The 12,365-nt window shown below is 62.5% G+C and carries 6 protein-coding genes and 1 rRNA gene; all 7 read left to right on the top strand.

Annotation, left to right across the window (positions count from 1 at the left end):
* Positions 1–96, top strand: a 5S ribosomal RNA gene (gene rrf / locus QMX97_RS29365); the annotation flags it as partial.
* Positions 97–352: 256 nt separating this feature from the next.
* A complete protein-coding gene (gene recC, locus QMX97_RS29360) occupies positions 353–3,805 on the top strand; it encodes an exodeoxyribonuclease V subunit gamma (protein WP_282398066.1) in 3,453 nt (1,150 codons plus the stop codon).
* On the top strand, positions 3,802–7,476 hold the full coding sequence (recB, locus tag QMX97_RS29355; protein WP_282398065.1) for an exodeoxyribonuclease V subunit beta: 3,675 nt from the start codon (positions 3,802–3,804) through the stop codon (positions 7,474–7,476). Before recC ends, recB begins: the two co-directional genes overlap by 4 nt.
* Positions 7,473–9,542 carry an exodeoxyribonuclease V subunit alpha gene (recD, locus tag QMX97_RS29350; protein ID WP_282398064.1) on the top strand — a complete coding sequence of 690 codons (2,070 nt, stop codon included), beginning with the start codon at positions 7,473–7,475 and terminating at the stop codon, positions 9,540–9,542. Before recB ends, recD begins: the two co-directional genes overlap by 4 nt.
* Positions 9,543–9,684: 142 nt before the next feature.
* The gene (locus QMX97_RS29345) at positions 9,685–10,251 is read left to right on the top strand and encodes a YfiR family protein (RefSeq protein ID WP_065908401.1); all 567 of its coding nucleotides are present in this window, start codon (positions 9,685–9,687) and stop codon (positions 10,249–10,251) included.
* Positions 10,248–11,510 carry a diguanylate cyclase gene (locus tag QMX97_RS29340; protein WP_065908403.1) on the top strand — a complete coding sequence of 421 codons (1,263 nt, stop codon included), beginning with the start codon at positions 10,248–10,250 and terminating at the stop codon, positions 11,508–11,510. The genes QMX97_RS29345 and QMX97_RS29340 overlap by 4 nt, the downstream gene beginning before the upstream one ends.
* 4 nt (positions 11,511–11,514) lie before the next feature.
* Positions 11,515–12,006 carry an OmpA family protein gene (locus tag QMX97_RS29335; protein WP_106802626.1) on the top strand — a complete coding sequence of 164 codons (492 nt, stop codon included), beginning with the start codon at positions 11,515–11,517 and terminating at the stop codon, positions 12,004–12,006.
* The last annotated feature ends 359 nt before the right edge of the window (positions 12,007–12,365 follow it).

The following is a 12,365-nucleotide window of genomic DNA, read 5'->3' as shown; positions in this document are numbered from 1 at the left end:
GGAACCACCTGATCCCATCCCGAACTCAGCAGTGAAACGATGCATCGCCGATGGTAGTGTGGGGTTTCCCCATGTGAGAGTAGGTCATCGTCAAGATTAAATTCCAGAACCCCTGTTTGCTAACGCAGACAGGGGTTTTGTTTTGGGCGGTCGAAAATGCGCAGATGCCGTCGCGTAGTGCTAATCCTCCGCTGTTCTATTTGATACACGCGATGCGCGTTAGCCGTAGCGTCCCGAGCCTGATACTGTCGCGACAGCCAAAATCTCCCCATATCCTGCATCCCAAGACCGCCAATACCGCCTTCAATGCTAAAGTCGCTCCCTCGATTTTGCTTTTCCCAAGGAAGCCGTTATGCCGGATGCGACGTCCCTCAGCGCTGGATTCATGGTGGTTCACGGCAACCGCCTGGATGAACTGCGCAGCCTGGTTGTCAGCTGGATGCGTCGATATCCGCTTGCGCCCCTGGAAAACGAAATCGCCCTGGTCCAAAGCAACGGCATTGCCCAGTGGCTCAAATTGGCCCTGGCCGAAGACCCGGAAGAGGACGATATGGGCGGCTGTGGAATCGCGGCTGCCATTGATGTGCAACTCCCCGGCAGTTTCATGTGGCAGCTCTACCGCATGGTCCTGGGCCGTGACGAAATCCCGCCAAAATCCCTGCTCGATAAAGCCCCGCTGACATGGCGCCTGATGCGCCTGCTCCCGGAGTTGATCGATCAACCGTACTTCGAACCTCTGCAGCGTTTCCTCACTCACGACGCCGATCTGCGCAAACGCTACCAACTCGCTGAGCGCCTGGCCGATCTCTTCGACCAATACCAGGTCTATCGTGCCGACTGGCTGGAAGATTGGGCTGCCGGCCGCCATCAGTTGCGTAACGGCCGCGGTGAAACCAAGCCCCTGGACCCAGCCAACTGCTGGCAAGCTGAGTTATGGCGCGCGCTGTTGCTGGATGTAGGCGAGGAGGGCATGGCCCAAAGCCGTGCCGGTGTACACCAGCGCTTTATCGAACGCATCAATACCCTTGAGAAAGCCCCACCAGGCTTGCCCTCCCGAGTGATTGTCTTCGGTATTTCCTCGCTGCCCGCCCAGGCTCTTGAAGCCCTCGCCGGCCTGGCGCGGTTCAGCCAAGTGTTGTTGTGCGTGCACAATCCATGTCGCCACCATTGGTCCGACATCGTTGCCGACAAAGACCTGCTACGTAACGAATACAAGCGCCAGGCGCGTAAAGCCGGCATGCCCGTCACCATCGATCCGCAGACCCTTCACCAGCACGCCCATCCGCTGCTGGCAGCCTGGGGCAAACAAGGGCGTGACTACATCAGCCTGCTGGACAGTTACGACGACCCCAATAGCTACCGCGCGGCCTTCCGTGACGGCCGCATCGACCTGTTCAGCGAGAGCGAACCCAGTACCTTGCTCAACCAGCTCCAGGACGACATCCTCGAACTGCGCCCGCTCAACGAAACCCGTGAGCTATGGCCCGCTGTCGACCTGCAGCGTGATACTTCAATACGCTTTCATGTCGCCCACAGTGCCCAGCGTGAGGTCGAAATCCTCCACGACCAACTGCTCCAACGCTTCAGCGCGGACCCTGCGCTGCGCCCGCGTGACATCATCGTCATGGTTCCCGACGTCGACAGCTACGCGCCGCACATCCGTGCCGTATTCGGCCAGTTGGAGCGAACTGATCCACGCTTCATTCCCTTTACCCTCACTGACCAGGGCCAACGTGGCCGCGATCCGCTGCTGATCGCCGTCGAGCACCTGCTGAAGCTACCCGACAGCCGCTTTCCGGTCAGCGAAATCCTTGACCTGCTGGACGTTCCAGCGCTGCGCGAACGCTTCGCCATCAAGGAGCGCGACCTGCCCACACTGCATCGCTGGATCGAGGGTGCCGGTATCCGCTGGGGTCTCAATGCCGAGCAACGTGCTGGCCTCGGCCTGCCCAATGAGCTGGAGCAAAACAGTTGGCGATTCGGCCTGCGCCGCATGTTGCTGGGCTATGCCGTCGGCACGGGTCTCGCCTGCGACGGCATTGAGCCTTACGATGAAATTGGTGGCCTCGACGCCGCGCTGATCGGTCCTTTGGTCGCTCTGCTCGATGCGCTTAATGACGCGCATCAAGCACTGTCGCAACCGGCCGCCCCACACGAATGGGGCGAACGCCTGCAACGCTTGATGCAGTTGTTCTTCCTGCCCAGCAGCGAACACGATGACTTCCTGCTGGGCCAACTCGAACAACTGCGAGAAACCTGGCTGGAAACCTGCGAGTCGGTCGGCCTGTATGACGAGTTACCCCTGACCGTAGTACGTGAGGCCTGGTTGGCCGGTCTGGATGAAGGCCGTTTGTCCCAACGCTTCCTCGCCGGAGCTGTCAATTTTTGCACCCTGATGCCCATGCGCGCGATCCCGTTCAAGTTGGTCTGCCTGCTTGGCATGAACGACGGCGATTACCCGCGTGCGCAACCGCCGCTGGATTTCGACCTGATGGGCAGTGACTACCGCCCCGGCGACCGTTCACGCCGTGAAGATGACCGTTACCTGCTGCTGGAGGCGCTGCTGTCTGCCCGGGACCAGCTCTACATCAGTTGGGTCGGCCGCAGCATCCGTGACAACAGTGATCGCCCGGCCTCGGTGCTGATCGGCCAATTGCGCGATCATCTCGCCAGCGGCTGGCATAACGCACACACACAAGAGCCGTTGCTCGAAGCGATGACCCAGGAGCATCCGCTCCAACCCTTCAGCGCCCGCTACTTCCATGAAGGCGATCCATTGTTCAGCTATGCGCGTGAATGGCAGTTGCTGCACGCCGCAGTCGAGGCCATTGCCGTAGAGGACGAACTGGCGCCGCACCAGCAAGAAGAACCCTTGAGTCTCGGCCAGCTGCAGGACTTCCTACGCAACCCGGTCAAACATTTCTTCAGTCAACGTCTGAAGGTGTTCTTTGAAGCCGCTGAGGTGCCGTTGGCCGATGAAGAGCCCTTCGTCCTCGACGCATTACAACGCTACAGCCTGAGCGACAGTCTCTTGAGTGCGGCGCTGAGCCATCCCGATCACCTCGACCAGGCCCTGAATGCCCAAGCCCTGCGCTTGCAAGGCAGTGGCCTGCTGCCAATGGTCGGTTTCGGCGAGTGCCTGCGCAACGAGCTGATTGAGCCATTGCCCGACTTGCTGCAGCGCTATCAGCAGCTTCTGGCGCTCTGGCCGCAGCCCCACACTACCGCCGAACCGATCAGTTTTGAGCATCAAGGTATCCAGCTGGAAGGCTGGATCAGCGGCCTGCATCGACGCAGTGATGGCGGCCTGCTGAGCGTGACCACCATCCCCAACAGCATTGGCTCGATCAAGACGCGCAAATGGCACCGCCTGATTCGGCCCTGGGTCAATCACGTGGTTGCCTGCGCCTGTGGCCTGCCGTTGAGTACAGGGTTGGTGGCCAGCGACGACACCTTGTTGCTGGCCCCATTGGATCCGACCACTGCCCGGGAGATCCTCGCCAACCTGCTCTTGGCCTGGCACCACGGCATGAGCAAGCCTTTGCCCGTGGCGGTTAAAACCGCGTTCGCCTGGCTTGGCCAGACCGATCCGGTCAAGGCCCAGGCCGCTGCCAGCAAGGCCTATGAAGGGGATGGCATGACCACTGATGGCGAACGCCGTGAAACCCCGGCACTCACGCGACAATTCCCCGACTACGCCGCGTTGGTCGCCAGTGAAGAGTTCGAAGGTTGGTGCGAAACCTTGTACCGCCCACTGATTAACGCCGCATGGCGATCTCTCACCCGCGAGGAGGCCGGCGCATGAGCAGCAAACCCTTGGCCCTGGCCTTCCCGCTGCAAGGCAGCCAACTGATCGAAGCCAGCGCCGGCACCGGCAAGACGTTCACTATTTCTGCGCTGTACTTGCGCCTGGTCCTCGGCCACGGTGGTGATGAATGCGGTTTTGGCCGCGAACTGCTGCCCCCACAAATTCTGGTAGTGACCTTCACCGACGCTGCCACCAAGGAGTTGCGCGAACGCATTCGCATCCGCCTGGCAGAAGCGGCACGTTTCTTTCGCGATGAAATACCGCAACCCGATGCCCTGATTGCCGAGCTGCGTGATCAATACCCGCCTGAGCAGTGGCCCGCCTGCGCCAATCGCCTGGACATCGCCGCCCAGTGGATGGACGAAGCCGCTGTTTCTACCATCCACAGTTGGTGCCAGCGCATGCTGCGCGAGCACGCGTTCGACAGCGGCAGCCTGTTCACTCAAACCCTGGAAACTGACCACAGTGATCTGCTTGGCGAAGTCTTGCGCGATTACTGGCGGTTGTTCTGTTACCCGATGCATGACGACGCGCTCAATTGGGTGCGCAACAACTGGGGCGGCCCTGCTGCCTTGATGCCACGGGTACGCGCCTTGTTCGGCAGTGAGCGCCCCACGGACGAAGCCCGTGAACCTGCCGAGCTGATCAACGCCTGCCTGCAAGAGCGTCGAGCAGCGCTGATACACCTCAAGGCGCCCTGGCAGCAATGGGCCGCCGAGCTGCGTGACATCTGCCTGCAGGCCGTGGCCGCCAAAGCCGTCGACGGCCGCAAGATGCAGGCGCGTTACTTCGAACCCTGGTTCGAAAAGATCAGCGCCTGGGCCGCTGACGAAACCCTTGAGCAATTGGACATCGGCACTGGCTTCATCCGCCTGACGCCCGAAGGCATGGCCGAAGCCTGGAAGGGCGACCCGCCGCAGCACCCCGGTATCGACGCCATGGCTGGCCTCAAAGCTGCGCTCGACGCACTGCCAACGCCTGACGCGGCGGTGTTGCAGCATGCTGCCGGTTGGGTGGGTAAACGCTTCGAAGAAGAAAAACGCCGTCGCGCCGAAATGGGCTTTGACGACATGCTGATCCGTCTCAACGCCGCCCTCCAGGCCGACGGTGGCGAGCGCCTGGCCAGCGTGATCCGCGAGCAGTTCCCGGTGGCGCTGATCGACGAATTCCAGGACACCGATCCGGTGCAATACAGCATCTTCGACAGTATCTACCGCATCGAAGAAAACCACCTCGACAGTGGCTTGTTCCTGATCGGCGACCCCAAGCAGGCGATCTATGCCTTTCGTGGTGCCGACATCTACACCTACCTGCGTGCGCGCCAATCCACCACCGGCCGCCATCACACCCTGGGCACCAACTTCCGCTCCAGCCACGCGATGGTCGAGGCGGTGAACCACGTGTTTCAGCGTGCGGAAACTGGCCGTGGCGCGTTCCTGTTCCGCGAGCCGGACGGCCAGAACCCGGTACCGTTCCACTCGGTGCTGTCCCAAGGCCGCAAGGAGCAATTGCAGGTCGACGGCCAAGCAGTGCCAGCGATGAACCTCTGGCACCTGCCCACCGATCAGCCGGTTTCCAACGCGGTGTACCGCCAGCAACTGGCCGCAGCCTGTGCCACGCAGATTGTTGAACTGCTCAATGGCGGTCAGCAAGGCACAGCCGGTTTCCTACATCCGGAGGCGGGTTTTAAAGGCGTGCTGCCGTCAGACATCGCCATTCTGGTGCGCGATGGCAAGGAAGCCCAAGCCGTGCGCGCCGAGCTGGCCGCCCGGGGCGTGCGCAGTGTCTACCTCTCGGACAAGGACTCAGTGTTCGCCGCCCAGGAAGCCCATGACCTGCTGGCCTGGCTCAAGGCCTGTGCCGAGCCGGACGTCGAGCGCCCGCTGCGAGCCGCCTTGGCGTGTGTCACCTTGAACCTGTCGCTGCCGGAACTTGAGCGTCTGAATCAGGACGAGCTGGCGTGGGAATCCCGTGTCATGCAGTTCCGTGGCTACCGCGCCATCTGGCGCACCCAGGGCGTGCTGCCGATGCTGCGTCGCCTGCTGCACGATTTCAAACTGCCGCAAACCCTGATCGCTCGCAGCGACGGCGAGCGGGTGCTGACCAACCTGCTGCACCTCAGCGAATTGTTGCAACAAGCTGCTGCGGAACTGGATGGCGAACAGGCGCTGATTCGCCATCTGGCTGAACACCTCGCCTTGTCGGGCCAGGCCGGCGAAGAACAGATCCTGCGCCTGGAAAGTGATGAACAACTGGTCAAGGTCGTGACCATCCACAAGTCGAAGGGGCTGGAGTACGACCTGGTTTTCCTGCCCTTCATCTGCTCGGCCAAGCCTGTGGACGGCAGCCGCTTGCCGCTTCACTACCACGACGAGCAGGGTAAATCCCACGTGAGCCTGCGGCCGACCGCCGAGTTGATTGCCCTGGCTGACGACGAGCGCCTGGCCGAAGACCTGCGTTTGTTCTACGTCGCCTTGACCCGCGCCAAACACGCCTGCTGGCTGGGTGTCGCCGACCTCAAGCGTGGCAACAGCAGCAGTTCGGTGTTGCACTTGTCGGCGCTGGGCTATTTGCTCGGCGCCGGTTCGTTGCTAGGCGAATCTGCCGGCCTGGCGCGCTGGTTGCTGGACCTGCAGGACGGCTGTCCCGCGATTCACTACGCCCACGTGCCCGAAGCTCAAGCCATCCTGTTCCATCCGCCGCGTAACGAAGCCACGCTGCTTGCGCCGTTGCTGCCCAAACGCAAGGCCGCGGAAAACTGGTGGATCGCTTCCTACAGCGCCTTGCGTATTGGCGACAGCATGAGCGCCGCCAGCCTCGAAGCGCCGGAAAGCCCACAAGCCCAGAAGCTGTTTGATGACGAGCGCCTCGACCCCGACGCACCGCGCGAAGTGGCGGCATCCGGCGGTGATATTCACCGTTTCCCACGTGGCCCGAACCCAGGCACCTTCCTCCATGGCCTGTTGGAGTGGGCCGGCGAAGATGGTTTCAACGTAACGCCCGAGGCGATCGAGAAAGCCGTGGGCGCGCGTTGCAATCGGCGCAACTGGGAGGGCTGGATCGTCACCCTCAGCGACTGGCTCGGTCACTTGCTGCAGACCCCGTTGCCTGTGGATAACGGCCAGGTCAGCCTCAGTGGCTTGCAGCACTACCAGATCGAAATGGAGTTCTGGTTCGCCAGCCACAAGGTCGATGTACTCGCCCTCGACAAGCTGGTGTGCCAGTACACCCACAACGGCGTGTCTCGCGTCGCCGCCGAACCGGTGTTGCTCAACGGTATGTTCAAGGGGTTTATCGACCTGACTTTCGAACACGATGGCCGCTATTACGTGGCTGACTACAAATCCAACTGGCTCGGTCCTGACGATTCGGCCTACACCCAAGCCGCCATGGAGCAGTCGATCCTCGAGCATCGGTACGACCTGCAATATGTCCTTTACCTGCTGGCCCTGCATCGCCAGCTCAAGGCGCGCCTGCCGGACTACGACTACGACCGCCATGTCGGCGGCGCCCTCTACCTGTTCCTGCGCGGTACGCAGGCTGCCAGCCAGGGCGCGTATTTCACTCGGCCACCGCGTGAATTGATCGAAGGCCTGCATCTGTTGTTCCAGGGCAAGCCCATCCCGCCCAAGGTTGAGCCCGCCTGGGAACAAGGAGTGTTGTTATGAGCCTGTCGCCATTGCCGTTGGAGGAACTGGCGCCCCTCAGCCGCGCCGCCGACCTGCTGCAACTCTTGGAACGTTGGGTGGCGCGTGGCTGGTTGCGCGCCCTCGACAAAGCCTTCGTCGGCTTCCTGCATGAACTCGACCCGCAGGCCGACCCCCTGGTGCTGCTGGCGGCCGCGCTGACCAGCCACCAATTGGGCCACGGCCATGTCTGCCTGGACCTGTTCGAGACCCTGAAAGCGCCGGACTTCGCCTTGTCCTTGCCGCCCGAAGGCGATCTGCAGACCACTGCCATGCTGCTGCCGTCGCAGTTGCTCGACGGTTTGGACGGCGCCCATTGGTGCCATGCCCTGGCTGCCAGCGGCCTGGTCGCGTTGGCCGTCGATGGCAGTGAATCAGCCCAAAGCCGCCCGTTAGTACTGTCCGGCAAGCGCCTGTATTTGCGCCGCTACTGGACCTATGAACGGCGTATCGACACGGCACTGCGCCAGCGCCTCGCCACCCAGGAAAGCGTCGCTGCCGATTTGCCCCAGCGTTTGAATGGCTTGTTCGACCAGCCCGCGCCCGAGGGTGTGATCGACTGGCAAAAACTCGCCTGCGCCCTGGCGACTCGCGGGGCATTCAGCATCGTCACCGGTGGTCCCGGTACCGGCAAGACCACCACCGTGGTGCGCCTGCTCGCGTTGTTGCAGGCGCCTGCGGTGGAAGTCGGCACACCGTTGCGCATCCGCCTGGCCGCACCCACCGGTAAAGCCGCCGCACGGCTTACCGAGTCCATCAGCCAGCAAGTACTGTCGCTGAAAGTGCCCGAAAGCGTGCGGGAAAAAATCCCGACCCAGGTGACCACGGTTCACCGCCTGCTGGGCAGCCGCCCGGGTACTCGGCATTTCCGTCATCACCTGGGTAACCCACTGCCGCTGGATGTGCTGGTGGTGGACGAGGCGTCGATGATCGACCTGGAGATGATGGCCAACCTGCTCGACGCCTTGCCGCCCCATGCGCGGCTGGTGCTGCTGGGGGACAAGGACCAGCTGGCGTCGGTGGAGGCGGGCGCCGTACTCGGCGATTTGTGCCGCGACGCCGAGGCCGGTTGGTACAGCCCCGAGACGCGTCAATGGCTGCAGGCGGTCAGCGGCGAAGACCTCGACGCCAGCGGCCTGCAGGAAGACCTCGATGGCAGCCACCCGCTGGCCCAGCAGGTGGTGATGCTGCGTTACTCGCGGCGTTTCGGCGAGGGCAGTGGCATCGGCCAATTGGCGCGCTGGGTCAACCAGCAGAATGCCGAAGAAGCGCGCAAGTTGCTGGCCGCGCGCAGCCATCGCGACCTGTTCTGCGTCAGCCTCAAGGGCGAACACGACCACGCCCTGGAGCGGCTGGTACTGGACGGGCAGGGCGATGGCGCCGAAGGTTATCGCTATTACCTCAACCTGCTGCACAGCGCGCGCCCGTCCCTGGATACTCCACGCGAAGACGCCGCCTGGACCCACTGGGCGCAACAACTGTTGCAAGCCTTCGACGCCTTCCAGTTGCTTTGTGCCGTGCGCAAGGGACCGTGGGGGGTGGAAGGCCTCAACCTGCGCATCACCGCGGCCTTGCGCAAGGTGCGGCTGATCGAAGGTGACGAGCAATGGTACGAAGGCCGCCCGGTGCTGATGACCCGCAACGATTACGGCCTGGGCTTGATGAACGGCGATATCGGCATCGCTCTCAAACTGCCCGAAAGCGACGAGGGGCCGCAGGTATTGCGCGTGGCCTTCCCGCGTAATGATGGTCAGGGCGGTGTGCGTTTTGTACTGCCCAGCCGCCTGAATGATGTCGAAACCGTGTACGCCATGACCGTGCACAAGTCCCAAGGCTCGGAGTTCACCCACACGGCGCTGATCCTGCCGGACGCATTGAACCCGGTGCTCACTAAAGAGCTGATCTATACCGGGATCACCCGCGCCAAGCGCTGGTTCAGCCTGATCGAACCCCGTGGCGGCGTGTTTGAAGAAGCGGTACGACGCAAGGTCAAGCGCTTGAGCGGGTTGATGCTGGAACTGGGTCAGGAGACGGAAAAAACTGACTGACAGGTCATGCGATATTTCTGATTCAGTCGCCTGATTTTTCTGAAAAAATAGCGGCCCCCGCGAAAGCCTCGCTTCGCGGGGTTTTCCGTTGCTGTGCTATCGTTGCGGCATCACTTTGTACACACCTGAGAGAAATCGCTGCATGAACGTGGCTGTCTCGCCCACAGAGCGCCGTATGAGCTGGGGACGCCTGTTGCTGGTGGCGGTTCTGTGCCTGCTCGCGCCCGGCGCCTTTGCCCAGGCGTCCAGTCCCGCCGACTCCCGCGCCCAGGCGGTGACCCAAGTGGTGCTGGGTATCCTCAGTTACGCGCGTTGGCCGGTGGAGCCTGCGCAATTGCGCCTGTGCATCGTCGGGCCGACCCAATACACCGACGACCTGGTCAAGGGCACCACCCAAGCCACCGGCCGCCCGGTGGTGGTGCAGCGCCTGCTCGCCGACCACCCTGATATCGTCAATAGTTGTGACGCCGTTTACATCGGCAAGCTCAGCGGCGATGAGCGCAGCCGTCTGTTCGCTTCGTTGATCGGGCACCCGGTGCTGAGCATCAGCGAAGGCGGCGACCAGTGCACGGTCGGCAGCTTGTTCTGCCTGCGGGTCGGCGATGATCAGGTGTCGTTCGAGGTCAATCTCGACTCCGTGGCGCGCAGCGGCGTGCGCATTCACCCCAGCGTGCTGCAATTGTCCCGCCGTCGAGCGCTTGCGCCATGAAGGTCGATAAGGTGCGACCGACGCTGCGCTCGGTCATCGGCCGGGGGCACCTGATCCTCGCGCTGGTAGCGGTGAGCCTGGCCAGTGTGTCGCTGACCCTGCTCGGCGTGCTGGCGCTGCGCGTGTACGCCGAGCACAACCTGCATTTGATCGCACGTTCGATCAACTACACCGTAGAAGCGGCGGTGGTGTTCAACGACAGCGCGGCGGCCACCGAGGCCCTCAGCCTGATCGCCTCCACCGAAGAGGTGGCCCAGGCCGAAGTGCTGGATGTCAACGGCAAGCTGCTGGCGCAGTGGACGCGTCCGGAAACCGGCATGCTCTCACGGCTTGAACTGGAGCTGGCGCACACCCTGCTCGAACAGCCCATCAGCCAGCCGATCCTGCACCAGGGGCGCACCATCGGCAGCATTCATGTCACCGGCCATGGCGGCAGCCTGTTGCGCTTCCTGCTGAGTGGGCTGGCGGGGATCCTGATCTGTACCGCCCTCAGTGCGTGGGTGGCCTTGCACTTGGCGCGGCGTCTGTTGCGCGGCATTACCGAGCCGCTGCAACGCCTCGCAGCCGTGGCCCATGCCGCCCGCAGCGAGCGCGACTTCGACCGCCGCGTGCCGCCCGCGCGGATCGCCGAACTCGACAGCCTGGGCAGCGACTTCAATGCGTTGCTCGGTGAAATGGAAGCCTGGCAAAGCCACCTGCAAAGCGAGAACGAAACCCTTGCGCACCAGGCCAACCACGACAGTCTCACTGGCTTGCCCAACCGGGCGTTTTTCGAAGGTCGGCTGATTCGTGCCTTGCGCAGCGCGGCGAAGGTCAAGGAGCAGGTCGCGGTGCTTTACCTCGACAGCGACCGCTTCAAGGAAATCAATGACAGCTTTGGCCATGCCGCAGGCGATGCCGTCCTCGTGGCCGTCGCTGAACGCGTGCGGGCACAACTGCGCGAAGATGACCTGGTCGCGCGCCTGGGCGGCGATGAGTTCGCCATCCTGCTGGCGCCGTTGCATAAAGTGGAAGACGCCCAGCGCATCGCCGACAAGATTATCGCCAGCATGGACGTGCCGATTGCCGTGCCTGGGAATACCCAGGTGTTGACCTCCCTCAGTATCGGCATTGCCATCTACCCCGATCATGGCGCCACGCCAGGCACCTTGCTCAATGCCGCCGATGCAGCGATGTACCAGGCCAAACGGCAGGCCCAGGGCGGGCAGCAAACGGCGGAGTCGGAGAGTCCTGCCGTCAATGTTCAACACAGGAGTTGATCCCTTGTTTTCGACCGCGCGTTTTATCTTCATCACCGTGCTGGTGTCACTGCTGGCTCTCAGCGGTTGCCAGACCGCCCCACCCAAAGGCTTGACCCCGGCCCAGGTCGCCGTGCTCAAGCAACAAGGCTTTGAGCTGACCGACGAGGGTTGGGCGTTCGGCCTGTCCGGCAAAGTGCTGTTTGGCAGCGACGTCGAAACCCTCAACCAGCCCAGTACCGAGATCGTCCAGCGTATCGGCAAGGCCCTGCTCGGCGTGGGCATCGAGCGCGTGCGCGTCGACGGCCATACCGACGCTTCGGGCAAGGAAACCTACAACCAGCAACTGTCCCTGCGCCGCGCCAAGAGCGTGGCCACGGTGCTGATCGGTGTGGGCATGAAGGAGGAAAACATCCAGCTGCGCGGTTTGGGCAGCAGCGAACCGGTGGCGTCGAACGCGACGGCGGCGGGACGTACGGAGAATCGGCGGGTGTCGATTGTGGTGAGTGCGGACTAAGCGGGTTTTCCACCTGCACTGCATTCAAAATGTGGGAGCTGGGCTTGGCTGCGATGGCGGTGTATCAGTCAAGGTTAAGCTGGCTGACCCACCGCCTTCGCAGGCAAGCCAGCTCCCACACTTATTTGCGTCTGACTGAAATCTTGCACTCGCCGCAGCTCCCACACTTATTTGCGTCTGACCAAAATCTTGCACCCACTGCAGCTCCCACTCTATTTGTGTCTAACCAAAATCTTGCTTCCGCTGCAGTTCAAATGTGGGAGCTGGCTTGCCTGCGATAGCGGTGTATCAGTCAAGGTTAAGCTGGCTGACCCACCGCCTTCGCAGGCAAGCCAGCTCCCACACTTATTTGCGTCTGA

It is taken from the genome of Pseudomonas sp. PS01298, assembly GCF_029959745.1.
Lineage (GTDB): Bacteria > Pseudomonadota > Gammaproteobacteria > Pseudomonadales > Pseudomonadaceae > Aquipseudomonas > Aquipseudomonas aylmerensis.
The sequence above is the reverse complement of the archived record's forward strand: the minus strand, read 5'-3'. Positions and strand labels throughout refer to the sequence as shown.

Coding starts and splice junctions, on each gene's coding strand:
- recC (WP_282398066.1), top strand. CDS start 353: ATGCCGGATGCGACGTCCCTCAGCGCTGGATTCATGGTGGTTCACGGC.
- recB (WP_282398065.1), top strand. CDS start 3,802: ATGAGCAGCAAACCCTTGGCCCTGGCCTTCCCGCTGCAAGGCAGCCAA.
- recD (WP_282398064.1), top strand. CDS start 7,473: ATGAGCCTGTCGCCATTGCCGTTGGAGGAACTGGCGCCCCTCAGCCGC.
- QMX97_RS29345 (WP_065908401.1), top strand. CDS start 9,685: ATGAACGTGGCTGTCTCGCCCACAGAGCGCCGTATGAGCTGGGGACGC.
- QMX97_RS29340 (WP_065908403.1), top strand. CDS start 10,248: ATGAAGGTCGATAAGGTGCGACCGACGCTGCGCTCGGTCATCGGCCGG.